This is a genomic window from Curvibacter sp. AEP1-3, from assembly GCF_002163715.1.
In the GTDB taxonomy this organism is placed as follows: Bacteria; Pseudomonadota; Gammaproteobacteria; order Burkholderiales; family Burkholderiaceae_C; genus Allorhodoferax.
The window spans coordinates 3,276,775-3,298,313 of record NZ_CP015698.1 but is presented as its reverse complement, the minus strand read 5'-3'; the positions used below and the strand labels follow the sequence as shown (position 1 = coordinate 3,298,313).

At 57.8% G+C, this 21,539-nt stretch carries 21 protein-coding genes; 6 read left to right on the top strand and 15 right to left on the bottom strand.

What is annotated here, in order from left to right; genetic code table 11:
- Window positions 1-11: 11 nt before the first annotated feature.
- From AEP_RS15470 to AEP_RS15450, 5 genes are all read right to left on the bottom strand, one after another.
- Window positions 12-596 (bottom strand): acyltransferase, encoded by a 585-nt coding sequence (locus tag AEP_RS15470; protein ID WP_087496211.1) that lies wholly within the window; start codon window positions 594-596, stop codon window positions 12-14.
- Window positions 596-1,654: a Gfo/Idh/MocA family protein gene (locus AEP_RS15465; RefSeq protein WP_087496210.1), complete on the bottom strand. Its 1,059-nt coding sequence runs from the start codon at window positions 1,652-1,654 to the stop codon at window positions 596-598. Before AEP_RS15465 ends, AEP_RS15470 begins: the two co-directional genes overlap by 1 nt.
- An 8-nt stretch (window positions 1,655-1,662) precedes the next feature.
- Window positions 1,663-2,958 (bottom strand): nucleotide sugar dehydrogenase, encoded by a 1,296-nt coding sequence (locus AEP_RS15460; protein WP_087496209.1) that lies wholly within the window; start codon window positions 2,956-2,958, stop codon window positions 1,663-1,665.
- The gene (locus AEP_RS15455) at window positions 2,955-3,323 is read right to left on the bottom strand and encodes a MarR family EPS-associated transcriptional regulator (RefSeq protein WP_087496208.1); all 369 of its coding nucleotides are present in this window, start codon (window positions 3,321-3,323) and stop codon (window positions 2,955-2,957) included. Before AEP_RS15455 ends, AEP_RS15460 begins: the two co-directional genes overlap by 4 nt.
- A gap of 64 nt (window positions 3,324-3,387) precedes the next feature.
- Window positions 3,388-5,388, bottom strand: coding sequence for an SDR family oxidoreductase (locus AEP_RS15450; protein ID WP_087496207.1), 2,001 nt, complete (start codon window positions 5,386-5,388; stop codon window positions 3,388-3,390).
- Between the two features lie 218 nt (window positions 5,389-5,606).
- Between AEP_RS15450 and AEP_RS15445 the strand changes: the two genes are divergently transcribed.
- The 4 genes from AEP_RS15445 (at window position 5,607) to AEP_RS15430 (ending at window position 9,007) form a co-directional block, all read left to right on the top strand.
- On the top strand, window positions 5,607-6,215 hold the full coding sequence (locus AEP_RS15445) for a phasin family protein (protein WP_087496206.1): 609 nt from the start codon (window positions 5,607-5,609) through the stop codon (window positions 6,213-6,215).
- Window positions 6,216-6,356: 141 nt separating this feature from the next.
- Window positions 6,357-7,565 carry a patatin-like phospholipase family protein gene (locus AEP_RS15440; RefSeq protein WP_232459845.1) on the top strand — a complete coding sequence of 403 codons (1,209 nt, stop codon included), beginning with the start codon at window positions 6,357-6,359 and terminating at the stop codon, window positions 7,563-7,565.
- Window positions 7,566-7,568: 3 nt separating this feature from the next.
- Window positions 7,569-8,225: a TetR/AcrR family transcriptional regulator gene (locus AEP_RS15435; protein WP_087496204.1), complete on the top strand. Its 657-nt coding sequence runs from the start codon at window positions 7,569-7,571 to the stop codon at window positions 8,223-8,225.
- Window positions 8,225-9,007, top strand: a complete 783-nt coding sequence (locus AEP_RS15430) for a hypothetical protein (protein ID WP_087496203.1) — start codon at window positions 8,225-8,227, stop codon at window positions 9,005-9,007. Before AEP_RS15435 ends, AEP_RS15430 begins: the two co-directional genes overlap by 1 nt.
- On the opposite strand, the gene AEP_RS15425 is transcribed toward AEP_RS15430, so the two are convergent.
- The gene (locus AEP_RS15425; RefSeq protein ID WP_335583052.1) at window positions 9,008-10,615 is read right to left on the bottom strand and encodes a wax ester/triacylglycerol synthase family O-acyltransferase; all 1,608 of its coding nucleotides are present in this window, start codon (window positions 10,613-10,615) and stop codon (window positions 9,008-9,010) included.
- Between the two features lie 135 nt (window positions 10,616-10,750).
- Here AEP_RS15425 and AEP_RS15420 point away from each other — a divergent pair, with 135 nt between their 5' ends.
- Window positions 10,751-11,005: an acyl-CoA-binding protein gene (locus tag AEP_RS15420; protein WP_087496202.1), complete on the top strand. Its 255-nt coding sequence runs from the start codon at window positions 10,751-10,753 to the stop codon at window positions 11,003-11,005.
- Window positions 11,006-11,065: 60 nt separating this feature from the next.
- On the opposite strand, the gene AEP_RS15415 is transcribed toward AEP_RS15420, so the two are convergent.
- Complete coding sequence (locus AEP_RS15415) at window positions 11,066-11,389, bottom strand: polyhydroxyalkanoic acid system family protein (protein WP_087496201.1); 324 nt, start codon at window positions 11,387-11,389, stop codon at window positions 11,066-11,068.
- A gap of 77 nt (window positions 11,390-11,466) precedes the next feature.
- Between AEP_RS15415 and AEP_RS15410 the strand changes: the two genes are divergently transcribed.
- Complete coding sequence (locus tag AEP_RS15410; protein WP_087496200.1) at window positions 11,467-11,796, top strand: DUF1840 domain-containing protein; 330 nt, start codon at window positions 11,467-11,469, stop codon at window positions 11,794-11,796.
- A 34-nt stretch (window positions 11,797-11,830) separates the two neighbouring features.
- On the opposite strand, the gene AEP_RS15405 is transcribed toward AEP_RS15410, so the two are convergent.
- The 8 genes from AEP_RS15405 to AEP_RS15370 all read right to left on the bottom strand — a co-directional run bounded on the left by AEP_RS15405 (window position 11,831) and on the right by AEP_RS15370 (window position 21,496).
- Complete coding sequence (locus AEP_RS15405; RefSeq protein ID WP_087496199.1) at window positions 11,831-12,802, bottom strand: tripartite tricarboxylate transporter substrate-binding protein; 972 nt, start codon at window positions 12,800-12,802, stop codon at window positions 11,831-11,833.
- 200 nt (window positions 12,803-13,002) lie between these two features.
- The gene (locus AEP_RS15400) at window positions 13,003-14,256 is read right to left on the bottom strand and encodes a phenylacetate--CoA ligase family protein (protein WP_087496198.1); all 1,254 of its coding nucleotides are present in this window, start codon (window positions 14,254-14,256) and stop codon (window positions 13,003-13,005) included.
- An 86-nt stretch (window positions 14,257-14,342) separates the two neighbouring features.
- On the bottom strand, window positions 14,343-15,152 hold the full coding sequence (locus tag AEP_RS15395; RefSeq protein WP_087496197.1) for an ABC transporter ATP-binding protein: 810 nt from the start codon (window positions 15,150-15,152) through the stop codon (window positions 14,343-14,345).
- Between the two features lie 178 nt (window positions 15,153-15,330).
- Window positions 15,331-16,659, bottom strand: a complete 1,329-nt coding sequence (locus AEP_RS15390; protein WP_087496196.1) for an ABC transporter substrate-binding protein — start codon at window positions 16,657-16,659, stop codon at window positions 15,331-15,333.
- Window positions 16,660-16,717: 58 nt separating this feature from the next.
- Window positions 16,718-17,794, bottom strand: a complete 1,077-nt coding sequence (locus tag AEP_RS15385; protein WP_087496195.1) for a branched-chain amino acid ABC transporter permease — start codon at window positions 17,792-17,794, stop codon at window positions 16,718-16,720.
- A gap of 26 nt (window positions 17,795-17,820) precedes the next feature.
- Window positions 17,821-18,750, bottom strand: a complete 930-nt coding sequence (locus AEP_RS15380; protein WP_087496194.1) for a branched-chain amino acid ABC transporter permease — start codon at window positions 18,748-18,750, stop codon at window positions 17,821-17,823.
- An 11-nt stretch (window positions 18,751-18,761) separates the two neighbouring features.
- Window positions 18,762-19,547: an ABC transporter ATP-binding protein gene (locus tag AEP_RS15375; RefSeq protein ID WP_087496193.1), complete on the bottom strand. Its 786-nt coding sequence runs from the start codon at window positions 19,545-19,547 to the stop codon at window positions 18,762-18,764.
- A complete protein-coding gene (locus tag AEP_RS15370; RefSeq protein WP_087496192.1) occupies window positions 19,544-21,496 on the bottom strand; it encodes an AMP-dependent synthetase/ligase in 1,953 nt (650 codons plus the stop codon). Before AEP_RS15370 ends, AEP_RS15375 begins: the two co-directional genes overlap by 4 nt.
- Window positions 21,497-21,539 lie beyond the last annotated feature (43 nt).

Here is a 21,539-nt window from a genome sequence, read left to right as displayed (position 1 = left end):
TTTTCCTGTCGTCAAGCGAGCAAACTGCATTTACCATCGCGCAGCACATACCGCTTACCCGTCTGTTCGCATATCGCCTCAGCAGCTCCATTTAAAGGCAGTTCCAAGCGTTCGCCATGCTGGCTCATCCAGCCGATCTGGCGCGCTGGCACACCTACCATGAGCGCAAAGTCCGGCACATCTTGATTGACGACTGCGCCAGCACCAACAAAAGCATATTGACCCACAGTGGCGCCGCAGACAATGGTGGAGTTGGCACCCAGCGTAGCGCCGCGACGAACTAGAGTGCGGCGATATTCGTCTTTGCGGGTCACAGCACTGCGAGGGTTGTACACGTTAGTAAACACCATGCTGGGGCCGCAAAATACGTCGTCTTCCAAGGTTACGGCGTCGTAAACACTCACGTTATTCTGGACTTTGACGTTGTCGCCAATGACTACATCATTGCCAACAAAGACGTTCTGCCCGAAAGAGCATCCTCGCCCAATGCGTGCGCCTGCGCTGATATGCACCCAATGCCAGACACGGCTACCCTCACCGATCTGAGCGCCGTCGTCAACGATGGCAGTAGGATGGACGGTGTAATTCCGCACCATCACAGCTCTAAAGGCAAGCCAACCCGCACGCCATCACGTGCAGAGCGATAGGCGGCGATCAGCACTTCCAGCGACTTCAGGCCTTCGCGACCATCGACATCGGGTTCAGCCTCACCGCGCAGCGTCTTGATGACATTGTCGTAGTACAACGGGTGCCCAAAGCCGTAGACGCTGGTCGTTTCGTAACTCGCCGTCTTGATCTGTGCATCCTCAGGGCGGCTATCTGCAAACTGCCATTCCTGGATTTCATTGACGGCTACACCGCCTACACGCACGGTACCCTTCTCGCCCAAAATGGTGATCGAGCCCTCAAGGTTCTTGGGATAGGTGAGCATGGTGCAGTTGAGCGAGCCCAGCGCACCGTTGCGCCAGCGCACGCTGAGCACGCCGCTATCCTCAGCCTCAATATCACGCGAAAGTGTGGCGGTGTAGGCGTGCAGCGAATCGATGGGACCGATCAGCCACTCAAGCAAATCCACATAGTGGCTGGCTTGGTTCATGAAGGCGCCGCCGTCTAGATCCCAAGTACCACGCCACTTGGCCTGGTCATAGTAGCCCACCTGCGGACGCTGCCAGAAAACATTCAGTGTCACCATGTAGATCTGACCAAAGCGCTTTTGGCTCACGGCCCGCTTGAGCAGCTGCAAGGTGGCATTCTTGCGATTTTGCTTCACGACGAAGAGGCGAACCCCGGCCTCTTCACACGCACGCACCATGCGCAAACCATCGTCCCATTTGGTAGCCATGGGCTTCTCGCTGAGCACATGGCGGCCAGAACGTGCGATTTCGATTGCTTGCTGTGGATGGGTTCCACTAGGTGTTGTCAGGATCACGCAGTCAGCGGTAGTGTTTTGAAGCAAGGTTGACAGGCTGGAATGTCCGGCTGCGCCAGTAGCCTCCACTGCCCTTTGCAAGGCGGCTGGATCCGTGTCGCAAACATCCACCAACTCCGCATATTCGGCATGCTGGCGAATGGAATCAACATGATTTTTGGAAATGCGACCACATCCTAACAAGGCGAATCGAATTTTGCGGCCAGTAATTGGAGTGTTACTCATAGAAGGGCTCACAGCCGGAATACAGTAAAGCCAGCTAATGCCGCGGCATGACGATCAAATAGGCTTTTTACGTCAGCCAAAACTGGCTTCTCGCCACGACATAACACACGCAACTCATCCAAAGTAGCGTGCCGGTACTCATTGTGACCCACTGCAACCACCAATGCATCCACGGGATGGGCTGCATCAATCACACTGAGTTGGAGGCCGTATTCGTGCTCGATTTCCTTTGCATCAGCCCATGGGTCGGCCACAACTACCTCCACGCCCCAACCCTGGAACTCGCGCACCATGTCCACCACCTTGCTGTTGCGAATGTCTGGGCAATTTTCTTTGAAGGTAATGCCCATTACGCCTACCCGACAACGCGGTACATCCATGCCGTTTTGCAACATCAACTTGATAGTATTGCGCGCCACATAGCGAGCCATGTTGTCGTTGATTCGCCGCCCAGCCAAAATGACTTGAGGGTGGTAACCCACTTCCTCAGCCTTGTGGGTCAGGTAGTAGGGGTCAACGCCTATGCAATGACCACCCACCAACCCCGGACGAAAGGGCAAAAAGTTCCACTTGCTGCCCGCCGCCTCCAACACATCTAGCGTGTCGATACCTAGGCGCGCGAAGATCACAGACAACTCGTTAATAAGCGCAATGTTCAGGTCACGCTGGGTGTTCTCAATAACCTTGGCAGCTTCAGCTACCTTGAGGCTACTGGCCTTGTGGGTGCCAGCTGTGATGATGCTCTTGTAGAGCCCGTCCACGGCATCGGCCACATCGGGAGTGCTGCCACTAGTAATTTTCTTGATTTTGGTCAGCGTGTTGGCTTTGTCACCTGGGTTGATGCGTTCCGGGCTATATCCACAAAAAAAGTCTTGGTTGAACCTGAGGCCCGAAAACTTCTCGAGCACAGGCACACAAACCTCTTCAGTGGCACCCGGATATACCGTGGATTCATAGATGACCACCCCACCTTTGGAAAGCACATTTCCAACGGTCTCGCTAGCCCTGACCAGCGGCAGCATATCCGGACGATTCGCGGTATCCACCGGTGTAGGCACGGTCACGATAAACACTTGGCACTGCTTCAGCAATGCCGGATCTGCTGTATAGATAGCATTGGCTGCGGCCTTTAGCTCGTCACTGGACACCTCCAGCGTGCAGTCCTTGCCTACCTGCAACTCTGCGATACGCAAAGCATTGATATCAAAACCAATTACCTTCCGTCTTTTAGCAAATTCCACAGCCAAAGGCAGACCCACATAGCCCAAGCCAATGACGGCGATCACACCATCGAGTTGTTTCATGTAACGTCCATCTGATTGACAACCCCGCCATGCAGAGCCACAACCCCAGTCTCACGCTGCAACAGTTCAATTTCTGCCCGCAGGCGCTCGTATTCGGCCATTTTGATCTGTAAAAAACTCAACGCTAAGTTACTTTTGGCCGCGATACCCGAGGGCGTAAGCAAATACGCATAGGCCAACTTATTGTTACTGCCGCGAAAGTTTTGCAGCTTGATAAAGCCCTTCGTCAATAGCGCTTGCACGCAGTAATTGGCTTTTCCCAAGCTCACGCCCAACTCCACAGCCAGCTCACGCTGGGTGAGCTGCGGATTTTTCTCAAGCAAGCGCAAGACCCGCAGGCTAGACTCCTCAGCAGAGGCAGACATAAATCGGAAGCATGTTCATCGGCTGAACATTCTAATCGCCAAATAATGACGACACTTCAAGTGCTCAGAAATGAATTCCCCGCATCATCTGCTGCATCGCAATCGCTTCCGGAGATAGCTTCGCCTTCTCCCCTGGCTTTGCCCCTTTGGCTGCTGACGAATCCGGGAACATGCGGAAGCTGGTGTTCATGGCGATCTGGGCGATGCGGGGCACCAGGGCATGCATCACCTGCCCGGTAATGCCCAAGCGTGTGGCGATTCGCACAGGTTTGCTGATGCAAGCGTCAGCCACCATGTCAGCTGCTTGCTCGGGTGACAGCGTGGGCACGTTGTTATAGATGTTGGTAGGCGCAATCATGGGGGTTCGCACCAAAGGCATGTTGATAGTGGTGAAGCTGATGCCTTGGTCTGCGAACTCACTGGATGCGCAACGCGTCCAAGCGTCCAAAGCGGCTTTGGATGCCACATAGGCGCTAAAGCGAGGCGCATTGGTCAGAACACCAATCGAGCTAATGTTCACGATGTGCCCTTTTTTCTTGGCAACCATACCCGGCAACAAGCCCATGGTCACGCGCAAGCAACCGAAGTAATTGAGCTGCATCGTGCGCTCAAAGTCGTGAAAACGGTCGTAACTAGACTCGATAGCGCGGCGGATGGAGCGGCCCGCGTTGTTGATCAGGAAGTCCACGCCCCCATGGTTCTCGATCAGCACTTTGACGAACCGGTCGCAGTCCGCCATGTCGGCAATATCCGCCGGGTAAGCCACAAAGCTGTAGCCCTTTGACTTGGCATCCTTACAGGCCTCTTCAAGCTTGTCCAGGTCCCGGCCACAAATGATCGTAGTCGCGCCAGCCTCGGCAAACTTGTGCGCAGCTGCCAGACCGATGCCCGATGAGCCCCCAGTCACCAACACAACTTTGCCGCCCACGGTTCCGCGCAGGGAACGGTCGATATGCAGGTCGGGGTCCAGGTGGCGCTCCCAGTAATCCCACAAACGCCATGCGTAGTCTTTCAAGTTGGGGCATTCAACGCCCGAACCCTTCAGCATCGCCAAAGAATCACGGCAGTCAAAGCGAGTGGGGTAGTTGATAAAGGTGAGCATGTCTTCCGGCAGGCTCAGGTCCTTCATGATCGCGTTACGAACCCGACGCACAGGCGCGAGTCCCATCAGACTCTTTGTCACGCTGCGTGGAATAAATCCCAAGAGGGCGGCATTCACAAAGATATTCATCTTTGGGGCGTGGGCCGCTTTGCTGAAGATGTCCAGTACGTCGCCTACACGGTAGCCCACCGGATCCACCAAGTGGTAACACTGCTTGGCAATGCCTTGCTTGTGGCTAATAACGTTCAAAGCATCAACGACAAAATCTACGGGGACGATGTTGACCCGCCCCCCCTCCAAACCGATGGACGGCATCCATGGCGGAAGCAACTGCCGCATGCGCTGAATGAGCTTAAAAAAGTAATACGGACCGTCAATTTTGTCCATTTCACCGGTTTGGCTGTCGCCAACCACCATCGCCGGGCGGTACACCGACCAAGGAACCTTGCATTCCTTACGAACAATCTTCTCGCTTTCATGCTTGGTCATGAAGTAGGGGTGTTCGTAGTTCTCGGCCTCATCGAACATGTCTTCACGAAATACGCCTTCATAAAGGCCTGCAGCGGCAATTGACGATACGTGATGGAAATGGCCGGCATCGATGGCCTTGGCAAATTCCACGGTATTCCGGGTTCCTTCGACGTTGACGGCAATTTGCGACTCTTCGTCAGCCTCCAAGTCATACACCGCGGCAAGGTGATAGAAGTGGTCAACCTGTCCTTTGAGGGCTTTGATGGCGTCTGCACTAACGCCCAGCTTCTTGCCCGTCAGATCACCGAATACCGGGACAACCCGCCCCGCCGATTTGGCGTCGGACACCGCCCAGAACTCACGCAGGTCGGCGACTTTATCTTCGCTTTCTTTGCGAATCAGGAAATGCACTGTCGCACCCTTGCGCTGCAACAATTTTTTCACCAGACGTTTGCCGATAAACCCTGTAGCCCCTGTGACGAAATACCGCATACATGCTCCTGTTAATCGAATAATTCTGACGGTTTTTGGCGCTGCGGATTTCATCGTAAACCCGCGAAGTCTTTCGTATGACTGCGCGATTGTGGAACGCTTTCAGCGTTTTCCTTAGTGGCGCCCACCTACACAGACTGCATGACAGGCCTTAGAGTAAGCATCAAGCCGGTGCAGATATGCTTGTGCACCCTGTCACACACTCATCAGGAGTTCTCATGGTCAAGAAAATCCAAAAAAGCAAATCCTCTCCTTCTACCGGCACTCCGTTGTCGTCTTCGGTCAAGGACTCTGCACAACAAATCTGGCAAGCCGGCTTGGGCGCCTTCACCCGCGCTCAGGCAGAAGGCAGCAAGGCATTCGAAGCATTGGTCAAGGAAGGCGTGAGCATCCAGCGCAAAACACAAGCCGCGGCCGAAGGCAAAATTAACGAAGCCACTGCCAAAATGTCCACCATGGCCAACGACATCACCAGCAAAGCCACCGGTCAGTGGGACAAGTTGGAAAACATCTTTGAAGAACGCGTCGCCAAAGCCCTGAACAAGCTGGGCGTGCCCTCCGCCAAAGACGTGAGCGCTTTGATTGAGCGCATCGAAGAACTCAACAAGACCGTCCAAAAGCTGTCTGCCAAAGCACCTGCGGCGACCAAAACCGCGAAAGCTCCCTCGAAGAAGGCCGCGCCTGCGCCTGTAGCCGTGACCAAAAAGGCACCAGCCAAGAAAGCCACCACTTCCAAACCCGCTGCCAAAAAGGCTGCCAGCAAAAAAACCACGATGAACAAAGCGCCGGTAATGCCTGCAGAGGGCAACGCGACTCCACAAAACTGATCGCTCAAAGCGGTAGAACAAGGGCGCAAAGGCGCCCTTTTTTACGCCCGTCGAAACTGCTGCATCGCAGCATGAATACCCTCATCTGAACACTACACTTCCCCCATGAAGGCAGCCCGACAAACAAAGCCCCGAATCGCCATGGCACTCGCTGGTGGCGGTCCTTTGGGGGCCATTTATGAAGTAGGCGCTCTGTGTGCTCTACACGACTCTTTGGCCGGCTTGGATTTCAATCATCTGGACCACTACGTAGGCGTTTCTGCTGGCGGCTTTATCGCTGCAGCCCTTGCCAACGGCTTGACGCCCCACCAGCTCTGCGCGTCCTTTATTGAAGGGGATGCGGACTCCAACGACTTCTTTGATCCCGCCTGGCTGATGCAGCCTGCGTATGACGAATGGGCGCGGCGCGGGATCATGTTGCCGGGCCTGCTGGCTTCAGTTGGCTGGGACATGCTGACGCGACGCACTACAGCCATTCGGGCGCTGGAACGGTTGGCCCCCGCATTGCCGACCGGCGTTTTCTCCAACAGCCAAGTGGATACACAACTCTCGAGACTGTTCAGCCAGGACGGCCGCACCAACGATTTCCGCAAACTGGCCTGCAAGCTCACGTTGGTCGCCACCCACTTGGACAGTGCCGAAGCGGTCGCATTCGGAAGCAAGGGATGGGATCACATCCCCATCTCCAAAGCCGTGCAAGCCAGCTCTGCCTTGCCGGGGCTTTTTCCGCCAGTTGCCATTGATGACCAGTATTTCGTGGATGGGGCAATGAAGAAGACCATGCACGCCTCGGTGGCGCTTGACGAAGGGGCAGATCTTTTGATTTGCCTGAACCCCTTGGTGCCCTTCGACGCAACGGCACCCCAATACAAACGGATCATGCAAGCCGGCATTCCAGCAGAAAAACGAAACATCCCTCGGATCGTGGATGGCGGGTTGCCGGCGGTATTGAGTCAGACTTTCCGCTCCATGATCCACTCTCGCATGGAGCTGGGCATGAAGCACTATGCCCATGCTTACCCTGACACCGACATCGTTTTGATCGAGCCGGACCATCGGGACCCGGAGCTGTATTTGGCCAACACTTTCAGCTACGCCCAACGCAGGCAACTCGCCGAGCACGCGTACCAGCAAACCCGCCAACTGCTTCGTTCTCGCAAAACGGGCTTGTCTGCACAACTGCACCGCCATGGCATTCGCTTGCGGCATGATGTGCTGGACGACCCCAAGCGTCACCTGTGCGCCCCGAGGAAATCCCCATCCCGTTTGGGGCAAGCATTGGGTACATTGCAGGACGTTATGGATGATCTTTCACATGTGGTTCGCCACGAGACACTGCTGAGGCACTGACCCATGGTTAAAAAAGCGCCGCGGCGTACTGCCGAGCGGATACTGGAAACCACCCTGGAGCTGTTCAACCGCTTCGGGGAGCCGAATGTATCGACCACGCTGATTTCGGCGGAACTCGGCATCAGCCCCGGGAATTTGTATTACCACTACCCGGCCAAAGACGAGCTGATCAACTCCCTGTTTGACCGCTACGAACGTTCGCTTAATGAGGTGCTCAACGCCAGTGACAACGTCCGCGATGTGGAGGACGCTTGGTTTTTCATGCACACGCTGTTCGAGCTAATCTGGCAGTACCGCTTTTTGTACCGCGACCTGAACGACCTGCTCAGCAAAAACAGGCGCCTGGAAACCCACTTCCAAAGCGTGCTGAAGAACAAGACCCGCTCGATACGCGCCATGCTCGAGTCCATGGCTCGCGCAGGCGCCTTGCGCATGGATGTGCGCGAAATGGAGCCTACCGCTACCAGCATGGTGGTAGTCCTCACTTACTGGCTGAGTTTTGAATATGTGCGCGACCCGCGCAACGCCCTGGAGCCGGAAAGCGCGCAAGCTGCCCTGTTGCGCGGCGGTCAACATGTGCTGAATCTTCTGGTCCCCTACCTTGAAGCCCAGCAACGCAGTCATTTGTTGCAACTCAGCGGTGCCTACACCAGCTCCTGATGCACGGCACTCCGGTCTGGGACCCTTACCCCTACGTGCATCGGCACCTGTTTGACAGCGAGAACCTGCAAAACCACTGGGCGCGCCTGCACGATGGTGATCAGGAACCCCTTCCCCTAGACCCCGAGGTGTTGCAGGCTTGGGTCCTGTACCACCGCGGCGAGTTCGAAGCAGCGTTCCGCGAAGGGCGTTTGCTCGGCCCGGCCGGCTACGCCGTGATGAACAAGGCGTGCCTGATCCAAGCGGACTACTTGGAGCGCAACGAAGCCGCCCGCTTGAAGTTGTATTTCGATACCGCAGAGCGCGCAAAAGCCCACATGGCGGCAGAGCCCGGCAACCCCAATGCGCACTACTTTTATGGCTATGCCTTGGGCCGCTACAGCCAGAGCACCAGTGTGGCGCAAGCGCTGGCCAAGGGTTATGGCGAAAAAATCAAAACTGCTTTCGAAACCACTATTGGCTTGAGCCCTCGCCATGCAGATGCACATATTGCATTGGGCTCGTTCCATGCAGAGGTGATCGACAAGGTGGGCGCCATGATCGGCAACATGACCTACGGAGCCAAGCGCGAAACGGCCTTGCACCATTTCCGCACGGGCTTGGCGCTCATCCCACGCGCTGCCATCGCGCTGACTGAATACGCACGTGGCTTGCTCATGCTCGACATCCAGCAGTTTGAATCCGAGGCCATGTGCCTGTATGAACAAGCTGCAGCCGTACAGCCTCTGGACGCGATGGAGCACCTCGGCGTGCTCCAGGTTCAGGCCGAACTGGCGAGCTGATCAGTCGCCCCAGGGCAACATCAGCGTCAGCATGGAGAGCTTGGCAAATTCCGGCTCGAACTGGTCGATGATTTTCTGAGGATCCGGGCACAAGGTCGCATCCGTCACCACGCCGAACTGCACACCACCGCCGTAACTGAGGATGGAGACACCCAGGCCCACGGATCCGCTCTGGGGTACCCAGAACAGGTTTTCCTCAATCGTGGCGCCGCAGATTTTGAGCTTCTCGCGCGGACCCGGCACATTGGTCATGACTGCCGTGGTCTTTTTGGAGAACAGGCTCAAAAGAGCATCCTGGGCAGGCTTGATCAGCAACCCTGCCACCGCCAACAGGCCGAAAGCCAGCAGTGGCTGCATGCTGCCCTTCAGGCCTCGCATGCGGGTGCGGACTTCATACACCCGCTCGACCGGGTTTTCCAGGCCAATCGGCAACACCAAAGGGGCCAAGCCGAACTGGTTGCCCAACTTGTAGGCGTGCTCCAGGGGCCGCAGGTTCACCGGCACCATGGCGCGGATTTCCTTGCCGGCTACCACATCGCCTTGCTCGCGTAGGTACTCGCCAATCGCACCCGCCACGCAACTCAGCAACACATCATTGATGGAGCAATTCAAGGCCTTGCCCACCGCTTTCACCTCTTCCAGAGGCAAGGGCGCGCACCACGCCACACGCTTGGCGGTGCCGGGCTGCCCCTTGAGACGCGTGGGCGAATCGTCGGGCATCAAGGCTAACGCCGCCAAATCACTCACCACCTGGTAGGCCATCTTTGCCATGTCGACCGAGCTGTGCATGCCCGACTCCATGCCCTTCTGGGGCTCCATCAACAGCGACATGGACTTCACCGCACCATCTCCGGCCGCGCTCAGCGCTTTCACGGCCATGTGGGTCAAAGGCTTGAGCAAGGCATCGCTTAGCCATTCTTCTGCGCCATCCAGCCCTTGGGCACGCTCAGGTTTGCTACGGCGTTGCGGTGGCGGGCTGCCGCCGTCCACCAAGGACTGGGTTACTGAAATCAGGGCAATACCATCTGCAATGCAATGGTGAATGCGCACCATCAAGGCAGAACCGCCTTTGTAGTTCTCTACCAAATGGAACTGCCAGAGCGGCCGGCTGCGATCCAGCGGCTCCATGGTCAGGGCAGCCAGTCGCTCCTGCAAGGCCTCCTGCTCCCGGCCGCGCGGCTTTTTAGCCAATGTCTCAGTTACCACATGCCGGTCGATATCGAAGTTGGCATCCTCCACCCAACTGGCCCCGGCAGCGTCTTCCACCACGCGCTGTTTGAACCGGGGGTACTTCAACAGCCGGTCTTCCACACGCTGCTTCAGGTCTGCGAGTGGCAAGCCTGGTTTGGTGACCCAAACGCCCACGATCATCATGAGGTTGGAGCTGGAATCCATGCGCAACCAGGCCGTGTCCACCTTGGACATACGTTCCCCATTCAGTCCCAGGGTGCCGATCACGGCATCCGCCACATTTTTTTGCACCGCTTCGGCTGCCTTGCGTGTACGACGCACCACCTTTTTGGCGACCGGTACACCGGATAGTGCAGCTTTGGAGACGGGGGTGCGGGCCTTGTCGGCAACGTTCTTGGCAGTGACGCGGGTGACCATGGTTTCTCCGGACGGAACGGGTATGGGGGCGAACGCCTATTCTGGGGGCAAAACGCCGCTTAAGATACGGGTGAAGCACCTGCTTGCATCGGGTGTTCCCCCTAGTTCCTTGCCCAAACCCGAACGGAGAAAACCATGGCCGATCTGAAAGCCGCTTTCGAAGCCGCTGTTGCCAGTTCCAAAAACCTGAGCGAACGCCCCGACAACGGCACCCTGCTCAAGATTTACGCCCTCTACAAACAAGCCACCGCGGGTGACAACACCGAAAAGAAACCCGGTTTCGCTGACATGGTGGGCCGTGCCAAATGGGATGCCTGGAATGGTTTCAAAGGCACCAGCAACGATGACGCCATGCAGCAGTACATCGATCTGATTGAATCCTTGAGCTAAATCAGCTCTTGGCGCCCGCGCAGCATGCGCGGGAAGCTATCAAAAAAGTAGCGCATCACGCTACTTTTTTTTCGCCCCGGCTTTGGCAGCCGCTTTGGGTTTGAGCAGTTGATCGAGGTTTTTGACAATCTCCGCCTCAATCTTGTCTTTGAAAGCCCCGAGCAAAAAGCCCAGCTTGGCGCTGAGTTCGAACTTCGAATCGCTCACCTGCAACATGCCGCTGACTCCCGAGCGCTTGAAGATTACTTCATCCAGCCCCTCACCCTCGACATAGGTGCACTCCATGTCGAAATCCTGTTCAGCCTGCTCGGCCCACTGAAAGGCAATTTTGCGTGCAGCGGCAAAGCCCAGGCTGTGTTCGCGCAGTATGTGTAAGTCCGCCATGGGTGCTCCTCTTGTCAGTATGCTGTGGGTGCTGCATTTGCAGTTAACGGCATCATAAAACCACCGCGGGCTCCGCCATGCTTTACAAATTCAAATCCAAAGTAGCCAGCGACGTCATCATGCTGGAACCCAATGGCCGGCAGATTCTGGCTTTGTGGGGGCGCACCGGCGAAGAGAGCTTGCGCAAAGGCATCTTGCTGGCTGCAGACATGCCCGTTGCCATCAGCGCGCTCGAAGAAGCCATCGCCAAAGAGGAGGCCCAACGCGCCCAAGCTGCCTTGGAGGCACAAGAAAAAGGGGAAGACACGACCCCGACCGGTGTGAGCTTGCGCCAACGGGCCACGCCCTTGCTGGACATGGCCCGCCGCAGCATGGCTGCGGGCAAGGACATCACTTGGGGTGTCTGACCCGGCGAGCGGGCCAGACAGGTTTCAGGCCAGATCAGTCAGCGTAGACGCCGGCGGCCTTGATGATGGGGGTCCACTTGGCGATTTCAGCCGCCACGAACTTCTTGTGCTCAGCAGGTTCGACACGCTTGTCAGTCACCACCACGGCACCCAGCGCTTCTTGCTTCTTGATGAAATCAGCATCTTTCAACGCCGCCTTCAAAGCGGTGTTGAGCTTGGCCTGAATGTCAGCGGGTGTGCCTTTGGGGGCATACAGGCCGTGCCAGATGGTCACTTCGAAGTTGGACAGGCCCTGGCTTTGCAGTGTGGGCAGGCTCTTCAAAGCAGCGGTTGTCAAAGGCTTGGCAGTAGTGACTGCGTAAGCATTCACTTTCTTGCCTTCGATCTGCTGGCTGGTGTTGGTGGTCTGGTCGCACATCAGGTCGATCTGGCCACCGATCAGGTCGGTCATCGCAGGTGCGGTGCCTTTATAAGGCACGGTCGTCATGTCGACCTTGATGGCGTTCTGGAACAGCAAACCGCACAGGTGAGACGCAGAACCGATGCCGGCGTTACCCAGGTTGATCTTGCCGACGTTCTGGCCGATCCAGGTGGTGAGTTCCTTGTAGGTCTTGGCAGGCAGGTCGGGCTTGCCGATCAGGGTCATGGGCACATCGTTGATCATGCCCAGATATTCGAAGTCAGACTCGACCTTGAAAGGCATGTTGCGCAACAAGCCGGGCATGGTGCCCATGGCGATGTGGTTCAACAACAAGGTGTAGCCGTCCGGCGCGGCCTTGGCCACTTTGCTGGAGCCGATAGAGCTGCCTGCACCCGCTGCGTTGTCGATGATGATGCTCACATCGCCCAGTTGCTTGCGCAGTGATTCACCCAAATCGCGAGCCACGCGGTCAGTAGGACCGCCGGCAGCAAACGGCACCACGATGGTGATGGGCTTGGAGGGATACGCCTGTGCGAAGGCCGAAATCGAAAACATGGCAGCCGTCGCAACGAGTAGTTTTTTCATGGTTTGTCTCCTGGTTAATGGATGCAGTCTAGCCCGCCCCACACTGTGTTGTCATGTGGAAAGCACCTAGCTCGCGGGGCTATTAAAAATGAGAATGAGCATTCCCGCAGAAGCAAGGTTATCGGGTCCGGCACAGCGAGGTAACTGTGGTGTTCAACAGCTCGGGAAAACCCTGAGACCCGCAACAGCGGGCCTCCTGCTCAGCGGTAACTGCGTGCGTCTTCGATGACTTTGCCGTCATTGGGCAGGCTGCCCGGAGACAAGAGTTGCACATCCCCACGCAGCTTGGTCACATCGCGCACCGCATCAGCCACACGCTGCGCAAGGCCTTCGGGTTGACCTGCAACCTCCAGCATCAGGGTCATCTGGTCATTGGCCATTTCACCGCTGACCACCAGACGGGCCCTGTGCACTTCAGGGAAACGCTTGGCCACTTCATCCACCTGCTTGGGGTGCACAAACATGCCGCGCACCTTGGTGGTTTGGTCGGCACGCCCCATCCAGCCTTTGATGCGGGTGTTGGTGCGCCCGGTCGGGCACTGCCCGGCCAGAACCGCTGAAAGGTCGCCGGTGCCGAAACGGATCAAGGGGTAGTCCGGGTTCAGGCTGGTAACCACCAACTCGCCCACTTCACCTTCGGGCACCGGGTCACCGGTGCCGGGCCGCACGATCTCCACGATCACCTGCTCATCCAGCACCAAACCTTCGCGCGCACTGGTTTCGTAGGCAATCAGACCCAAGTCCGCCGTGGCGTAGCACTGGTAACCATCCACCCCGTGGTTGGTGAACCAGTCGCGCAACGATGGTGGAAACGCCTCGCCACCGAACATGGCTTTGCGCACGGTAGGCAGGGCCACGCCCATTTCCAGTGCCTTCTCGAGAATGATTTTCAGGAAGCTGGGGGTACCGATGTAGCCGGCGGGCTGCAACTCGGCCATGGCCTGAACTTGCTGCTCGGTCTGACCGGTGCCGCCTGGGAACACCGTGCACCCCAAGGCATGGGCACCCGTCTCCATCATGGAGCCGGCAGGCACAAAGTGGTAGCTGAAGCTGTTGTGAATCAGCTCGCCGGGACGAAAGCCCGCCGCGTAGATGGCCCGAGCCATGCGCCAGTAATCCCGCGCTGTGCCTTCGGGTTCATAAATGGGGCCCGGGCTGGCAAACACGCGGGTCATGGCGCTGCCGAACCCAATGGCACTGAAACCACCGAACACGTTCCCGCCCTGTTGGCGCGCAGCCTGCTGCAACGTCTGCAACTCGGATTTGCGGGTCACCGGCAGTCGCGCCAGTGCCGCACGGTCGGTAATGCCGGCAGGGTCCACGCCCTGCAGGATGGAGGCAAATGCCGGACTGTGTTGCTGCGCGTGGGCGACCTGCCGGGGAAGTGCAGACATGTGGGCAGCATCGCGCTCGGCCTGCGAACGGATTTCCAAGGCGTCGTAGGCGGGGGTCATAGGCTCTCCGTCAGCTGGTTTGCTATTATTTCAGGAGCTACTCGCGCACACCGGATGGGCGCCAGAAGCACTTTTCTATCAAAAAATCAGGCCAACCAGCGCTTGCGGCGCTTGTAGCTCTTTACGTCTTTGAAGCTCTTGCGTTCACCGCCACCCACACCGAGGTAGAACTCCTTGACGTCTTCATTGCTCCGCAAGTCTTCCGCGGCACCGTCCATCACCACGCGACCGCTTTCCATGATGTAGCCGTAGTCAGCGTATTTCAGCGCCATGTTGGTGTTCTGCTCGGCCAGCAGGAAGGTCACCTTCTCTTTGGCGTTGAGGTCTTTCACGATCTCGAACACCTCTTCCACGATCTGTGGCGCCAGGCCCATGGAGGGTTCATCCAGCAGCACCATGCTGGGGTTGGCCATGAGCGCGCGGCCGATGGCGCACATCTGCTGCTCACCACCGGAGGTGTAAGCCGCCTGGCTGGTGCGGCGGGTTTTGAGGCGGGGGAAGTAGTTGTAGACCTTTTCGAGGTTAGCCGCCACCTCGGCCTTGCTCTTGCGGGTGTAGCCACCGGTCAACAGGTTTTCTTCAATGGTCAGGTGGGCAAAACAATGGCGCCCCTCCATCACCTGCACCACACCGCGTTGAACCAGGTCGGCAGGGCTCAGGTTTTCGATGCGTTCACCGCGCAGCTCAATGCTGCCCTTGGTGACTTCACCTCGCTCACCCGCCAACAGGTTGGACACAGCTCTCAAGGTCGTCGTTTTACCTGCCCCATTGCCCCCAAGGATGGCCACGATGCCGCCTTCGGGCACCTGAAGGGAAACCCCCTTGAGTACCAAAATGACGTGGTTGTAAATGACCTCAATGCCATTCACGTTGAGAACGATGTTTTTCGGTTCCATAACTCAGCCTTGTTGACCAGATGAAAGCCCCGATGCACGACGCTTTCATCTGGAGAGTGGCAAGCAGCGCGAGCCACCCTTCCAGAAACACCGTGGAACCGGCTACGCCGGGCCGCTGGTGTTGCCCCCTAGAGGGGGGAGGACCGCTACACGCAGTGAGCGGTCAACGGGGGTGCTTTCAAGACTGGCAGTCCGCAGGTGTGCGGGCAGTCAGCTTCTTCTCTGCGGCGTACTTGGCAGCGGTGGTCTTGACCAAGGGCTTGATGATTTGCTCATCGCCTTGCAGCCAATCCGAGGTGAACTGCCACTTGGCGCCGTCCCAGGTGTGGATACGGGCCCAGGACGCACCCATGTGATCCATGCACGATGTGCTGATGGGGCGCATCACGCCGGCAAAGCCGAGTGCATCCAGCTTCGGCTGGGTCAGGTTCAGGTTCTCCAGACCCCAACGGATCTGCTCACCAGTCATGACCTTGCCTTTGCCGAAGCGGTCTTGTGCAGAGCGCACACCTTCGATCGCCAGCATGGCGCTCATGGCACCGCGCATGTAGAGCACCTGGCCGACTTCTTCTTTCGGTCCGGTGCCCTGGCCCTTGCCGTGCACCATGGCCATCACGTCCTTGACCAACTTGGAGTTGGGTTCGGCTCCGTGCTGCATTGTCACGGCGTTGTAGCCCTTGGCGCCTTCCGCAACGTCTTTCACGTCCGGCTCAGCACCGGCCCACCACACGCCGTACATCTTTTCGCGGGGGTAGCCGGTGGCTTGTGCTTCCTTGATGGCGGTGGAGTTCATCACACCCCAGCCCCACAGGACCACGTAGTCAGGACGGTTCTGGCGCACTTGCAGCCAAGTGGCCTTTTGCTCCACGCCGGGGGCCGTCACGGGCAACAGGGTCAGGTTGAAACCGTGCATGGCTGCACGCTCTTGCAACAAGGGGATAGGCTCTTTGCCGAACGGGCTGTCGTGGTAGACCAGCGAAATCTTCTTGCCTTTGAGCTTGTCGAAACCGCCTTCCTTCTTGGCGATGGCTTGCATGATGGCGTCTGCAGCCACCCAATAAGTGCCGGCAATCGGGAAGTTCCACTTGAAGACAGAACCATCCGCGCTTTCACTACGGCCATAACCCACAGTCACCACAGGGATCTTGTCCGCAGGTGCTTTTTCGGTAATCGCGAACGTAGCGCCGGTGGACAGGGGTTGCACAAACGATGCCCCCTTGCCCTTCAGGCGCTCATAGCACTCCACGCTGCGGGCTGTGTCATAGCCGGTTTCGCATTCTTCAAAGCTGAATTTCACGCCATTGATGCCGCCGCGGGCATTGGTGAGCTTGATGTAGTCCACATAGCCGTTGGCCCATGGCACACCGTTGGGCGCGTAAGGCCCGGTGCGGTACGACAGCACCGGAATGAACTGCTCCTTGGCTTGCGCGAAAGCATTGCCTGCCATGAGGCCGGATGCACCGGCAGCCACCAGAGTGCTTGCGAGTACGAGTTTAGAAAGCTTCATTTGTCTCTCCTGTAATAAGTGGTTGAAGCACGGGGAAAACACGGAACCTGACCTTCCCTCAGTGAGGGAAAGGCCACAAACGCAATTTCTGTTTGCCGATGGACCACAGCTTGGCCAGGCCGTGGGGCTCGACGATAAGGAACCAGACAATCAGACCGCCGAACACCATCAGCTCGGCATGCGAGACAGCGGCCGTGGAGATCTCAAATCCGAACAGACCAGCCAAGGCAGGCAGGAACTGACTCAAGAAAATGGGCAAAACCACGATGAAAGCCGCACCGAAGAAGCTGCCCATGATGGAGCCCATGCCGCCAATGATCACCATGAACAGCAGTCGGAACGACTGGTCCACCGAGAACGCTGCTGGCTCCCAGGCACCGAGGTAAATAAAGCCCCACAAGGCACCGGCGACACCCACGATGAAAGAGCTCACCGCGAACGCACTCAGCTTGGCGTACATGGGGCGAATGCCGATCACCGCAGCCGCCACGTCCATATCGCGGATCGCCATCCATTCACGTCCCACGGCGCCACGCACCAGGTTCTTGGCCAGCAAGGCAATCACCACGAGCAGCGACAGACAGAAGATGTACTTGGCCAGGGGTGATTCCAGCGAGAGACCGAATACCTGCAAATTGGATACCGACACCGAGCCCGAAGGCGAGTTGTTGGTGAACCACTGAATGCGCAAGAACATCCAGTCCGCAAAAAACTGAGCCGCCAGCGTGGCCACCGCGAGGTACAAGCCCTTGACGCGCAAACTGGGCAGCCCGAAGACCATGCCGAACAGCATTGAGCTCACACCACCCAGCAGCAGTGCGACCAACAAAGGCATGCCCTCAATGCGCACAAAGAAGTTGTATGCCGCGTAGGCGCCTACCGCCATAAAAGCGCCGGAACCCAGCGAAATCTGGCCGCAGAAGCCCACCAGAATATTCACGCCGACAGCGGCCAGCGAGAAAATCAAGAAGGGAATCAGGATCGCCCGGAACAGGTAGTCGCTGGCCAACATGGGCACCAGCGCAAAGCCCACCAGCAAGAGGGCTGCGATGGCCATGCGGTCTTGCAGAATGGGAAATATCTGCTGGTCCGCACGGTAGGTGGTTTTGAATTGGCCGTTTTCTCTGTAGAACATGGTTGTCTCTTATCGTTGTAACGGGTTCAAACGCGGTCGATGATCTTCTCGCCGAACAAGCCCTGGGGCCGGATCAGCAGGAAACCAAGCGCCAACACATAGGCGAACCAGATCTCGATACCGCCACCCACATAAGGCCCGAGGTACACCTCGGACAGCTTCTCGCCCACGCCGATGATCAGACCGCCCACGATGGCACCGGGTACCGAGGTCAACCCCCCCAGGATCACCACCGGCAGCGCACGCAAGGCCACGGTGGTCAGTGAAAACTGCACACCCAGCTTGCTACCCCAAATCATTCCCGCCACCAGGGCCCCCACGCCGGCTACGCACCAGACGATGACCCAGATGCGGTTGAGTGGAATACCGATGGACTGCGCAGCCTGGTGGTCATCCGCCACGGCGCGCAGGGCGCGGCCCGTTGCTGTTTTCTGGAAAAACACGCTCAGCAGGGCCACCAGTGCAGCAGCGATGATGGCGGCATAAAAGTCTTCCTTGTTGATCAGGATGCCGCCTTCAAAGGTGCTCTCCAGAATCATCACCGGGTCCTTGGGCATGCCTATATCGATCTTGTAGATGCTGCTGCCGAAGATGCTTTGGCCCAGCCCTTCCATGAAGTAAGTGATGCCCAGGGTCGCCATCAGCAAGGTGGTGCCTTCCTGGTTGACCAGATGGCGCAAGACCAAGCGCTCAATGATCCAGGCCACCACAAACATCACAACGCCCGCACCCACAAAGGCCAGCACGTTGGCCGCCACCGGGGAAGTGATGCCCAGATACACAGGAATCCATTCCGCGAAGCGCGCCATCGCCAAAGCGGCAAACAGCACCATCGCACCTTGGGCAAAGTTAAAGACGCCTGAGGCTTTGAAGATCAGCACAAAGCCCAACGCGACCAGCGAATACAACATGCCGGCCATCAGGCCGCCGAGTAAGGTTTCAAGGAAAAAAGCCATGGTGTTTTCTTTCAGTGGCTGGTGCCGAGGTAGGCGCTGATCACGTCTGCGTTGTTGCGCACTTCATCCGGGGTGCCATCGCCGATTTTTTTGCCGTAGTCCAGCACCACCACCCGGTCGCTGATGTCCATGACCACGCCCATGTCGTGCTCGATCAACACTACCGTCGTGCCAAACTCGTCATTCACATCGAGCACAAAGCGGCACATGTCCTGCTTCTCTTCGACGTTCATGCCGGCCATCGGCTCGTCGAGCAGGAGGACTTGGGGCTCCATCGCCAGTGCACGACCCAAGTCCACCCGCTTTTGCAGACCGTAGGGCAACTGGCCCACAGGCGTCTTGCGGTAGGCCTGGATTTCCAGGAAATCGATGATGCGCTCCACCGCCTCGCGGTGCTGGATCTCTTCCCGCTCGGCCGGGCCGATGCGCAGGGCCTGCATCAGGATGTTGCTTTTGATCTTGAGGTTGCGCCCGGACATGATGTTGTCCAGCACGCTCATGCCCTTGAACAAGGCCAGGTTCTGAAAGGTGCGACCGATACCCATGGTGGCCACTTGGTGGCTGTCCATGTGCTTGAACTGCTGCCCGCGGAAAGTGATGGCACCTTCCTGAGGGGAGTAGACCCCGTTGATGCAGTTCAGCATCGAGCTTTTGCCGGCGCCGTTGGGGCCGATGATGGCGCGAATCTCATGTTCCCGCACATCGAAGCTGATGTCGGTCAGCGCCTTCACGCCGCCGAAACGCAGGGAGATGTTTTTGACGTCCAGAATGACGTCGCCGATCTTTTTATCGCTCATGCTGCAGCCTTTACGGGGGCAAAGGTTTTGGTGTCTTCGATGCGCAGCGTGGCGCTGACGCTGCCGGTGCGGCCATCTTCAAACTTCACCACGGTCTCGATGAACTGGCTGGTCTTGCCCTCGTACAGTGCATCCACCAACACCTGGTACTTCTCGGCAATAAAGCCGCGGCGGACCTTGTTGGTGCGGGTCAATTCACCATCGTCTGCATCCAGCTCTTTGTGCAGCACCAGGAAGCGGCTGATCTGGCTGCCGGCAAGCAGCGCATCCTCGCTCAGGTCGGCGTTGACCTTCTCTACACACTCTTTGATCAGGTCGTACACCTGTGGTTTCTGGGCCAGATCGGTGTAGCCGGCATACGGCAGATTGCGGCGCTCAGCCCAGTTGCCTACGGCATCAAAGTCGATGTTGATGAGCACACATACCTTCTCGCGGCCATCACCATAAGCCACCACTTCCTTGATGTGCTGGAAGAACTTGAGCTTGTTCTCCACGTACTTGGGAGCAAACATCGCATCGTTGAACGCACCACCTTTGAGGCGGCCCACGTCTTTGACGCGGTCGATGATCTTCAGGTGGCCGTGCGAATCGATGAAGCCTGCGTCACTGGTGTGGTACCAGCCATCAGCCGTCAACACCTCGGCAGTCGCCGCTGGATTCTTGTAGTACTCCTTGAGCAGGCCGGGCGACTTGACCAGAATCTCGCCGTTCTCAGCCACTTTGATCTCCACGCCTTCGCAGGGAATGCCCACCGTGTCGGCGCGGGCCTGGTTGTCCGGCTGCAGGCACACAAACACCGCAGTCTCGGTAGATCCGTAGAGCTGCTTGAGATTGATGCCGATGGAGCGGTAGAAGGTAAACAGGTCCGGGCCGATGGCTTCACCGGCGGTATAGGCCACGCGCACGCGGCTGAGGCCCAGGGTGTTTCGCAAGGGGCCATACACAAACACATTGCCCAGGGCATACAAGGCCCGGTCTGCACCCGACACCTCCAGCCCATCCATCAATGCAGGGCCCACACGCTTGGCCACGTTCATGAAGTAATGGAACATGTTGCGCTTGATGCTGCCCGCATCTTCCATGCGGATCATCACGCTGGTGAGCATGCCCTCAAACACCCTTGGCGGTGCAAAGTAATAGGTCGGGCCGATTTCTTTCAAATCGATAGTGGCCGTCGCGCTGCTCTCAGGGCAATTCACCACATAGCCGCAGGACAACCACTGGGCGTAGCTAAAGATGTTCTGGCCGATCCATGCAGGGGGCATGTACGCCAGCACTTCCTCGGCACTCGTGAGCTTGTCGAACTCCGCGCCTGCACGTGCCCGGTTGAGCAAGGAGTCATGGGTATGCACCACGCCCTTGGGGTTGCCTGTGGTACCCGAGGTGAAGAACATGGCAGCCACGTCGGTATGCGTGATTTTGGCCACTTCATCGCGGAAGAACGCCGGGTGAATCGCTGCGAATGCCTTGCCGGCGGCTTGCAACTCGTCCATGCCAGCCAACCCCGGCTGGTCGTAGTTCCGCAGGCCGCGGGGGTCGTCAAAGTAAATGTGCTGGAGCTGGGGGCACTGCTCGCGCACCTCCAGCAGCTTGTCGACCTGCTCCTGGTCTTCAGCGAATGCAAAGCGCACTTCAGCGTTATTGATAGGGAACACGCACTCAGGGGCTGCAGCATCCTGGTAGAGCGGAATAGGCACAGCGCCCAGGCTTTGGACTGCCAGCATGGTGGCGTACAGGCGGGGGCGGTTGGCGCCCACTACGACCATGTGATCACCGCGCTGCAAACCAGCTTGATGCAGCCCGGCGGCGAGATGCTCCACCATCACGGCCAGGTCGCCCCAGCTCAGTGATTGCCAGATGCCGTATTCCTTTTCGCGCATGGCAGCGGCCTGCGGGCGCTGACTCGCGTGCTGCAGCAGAAGCTGCGGAAATGTCGTGTGCGTACCCATTGCGTGTCACCTCGTTATGCCCGCTGCATGCTGGTCGCGGACT

What these genes read in the sequence shown, in the direction of transcription:
- AEP_RS15375 (WP_087496193.1), bottom strand. Translation starts at nt 19,547, where the DNA reads ATGAGCGATAAAAAGATCGGCGACGTCATTCTGGACGTCAAAAACATC.
- AEP_RS15445 (WP_087496206.1), top strand. Translation starts at nt 5,607, where the DNA reads ATGGTCAAGAAAATCCAAAAAAGCAAATCCTCTCCTTCTACCGGCACT.
- AEP_RS15465 (WP_087496210.1), bottom strand. Translation starts at nt 1,654, where the DNA reads ATGAGTAACACTCCAATTACTGGCCGCAAAATTCGATTCGCCTTGTTA.
- AEP_RS15395 (WP_087496197.1), bottom strand. Translation starts at nt 15,152, where the DNA reads ATGGAACCGAAAAACATCGTTCTCAACGTGAATGGCATTGAGGTCATT.
- AEP_RS15425 (WP_335583052.1), bottom strand. Translation starts at nt 10,615, where the DNA reads ATGGTCACCCGCGTCACTGCCAAGAACGTTGCCGACAAGGCCCGCACC.
- AEP_RS15420 (WP_087496202.1), top strand. Translation starts at nt 10,751, where the DNA reads ATGGCCGATCTGAAAGCCGCTTTCGAAGCCGCTGTTGCCAGTTCCAAA.
- AEP_RS15450 (WP_087496207.1), bottom strand. Translation starts at nt 5,388, where the DNA reads ATGCGGTATTTCGTCACAGGGGCTACAGGGTTTATCGGCAAACGTCTG.
- AEP_RS15390 (WP_087496196.1), bottom strand. Translation starts at nt 16,659, where the DNA reads ATGAAGCTTTCTAAACTCGTACTCGCAAGCACTCTGGTGGCTGCCGGT.
- AEP_RS15400 (WP_087496198.1), bottom strand. Translation starts at nt 14,256, where the DNA reads ATGACCCCCGCCTACGACGCCTTGGAAATCCGTTCGCAGGCCGAGCGC.
- AEP_RS15455 (WP_087496208.1), bottom strand. Translation starts at nt 3,323, where the DNA reads ATGTCTGCCTCTGCTGAGGAGTCTAGCCTGCGGGTCTTGCGCTTGCTT.
- AEP_RS15405 (WP_087496199.1), bottom strand. Translation starts at nt 12,802, where the DNA reads ATGAAAAAACTACTCGTTGCGACGGCTGCCATGTTTTCGATTTCGGCC.
- AEP_RS15435 (WP_087496204.1), top strand. Translation starts at nt 7,569, where the DNA reads ATGGTTAAAAAAGCGCCGCGGCGTACTGCCGAGCGGATACTGGAAACC.
- AEP_RS15440 (WP_232459845.1), top strand. Translation starts at nt 6,357, where the DNA reads ATGGCACTCGCTGGTGGCGGTCCTTTGGGGGCCATTTATGAAGTAGGC.
- AEP_RS15415 (WP_087496201.1), bottom strand. Translation starts at nt 11,389, where the DNA reads ATGGCGGACTTACACATACTGCGCGAACACAGCCTGGGCTTTGCCGCT.
- AEP_RS15385 (WP_087496195.1), bottom strand. Translation starts at nt 17,794, where the DNA reads ATGTTCTACAGAGAAAACGGCCAATTCAAAACCACCTACCGTGCGGAC.
- AEP_RS15460 (WP_087496209.1), bottom strand. Translation starts at nt 2,958, where the DNA reads ATGAAACAACTCGATGGTGTGATCGCCGTCATTGGCTTGGGCTATGTG.
- AEP_RS15470 (WP_087496211.1), bottom strand. Translation starts at nt 596, where the DNA reads ATGGTGCGGAATTACACCGTCCATCCTACTGCCATCGTTGACGACGGC.
- AEP_RS15370 (WP_087496192.1), bottom strand. Translation starts at nt 21,496, where the DNA reads ATGGGTACGCACACGACATTTCCGCAGCTTCTGCTGCAGCACGCGAGT.
- AEP_RS15380 (WP_087496194.1), bottom strand. Translation starts at nt 18,750, where the DNA reads ATGGCTTTTTTCCTTGAAACCTTACTCGGCGGCCTGATGGCCGGCATG.
- AEP_RS15410 (WP_087496200.1), top strand. Translation starts at nt 11,467, where the DNA reads ATGCTTTACAAATTCAAATCCAAAGTAGCCAGCGACGTCATCATGCTG.
- AEP_RS15430 (WP_087496203.1), top strand. Translation starts at nt 8,225, where the DNA reads ATGCACGGCACTCCGGTCTGGGACCCTTACCCCTACGTGCATCGGCAC.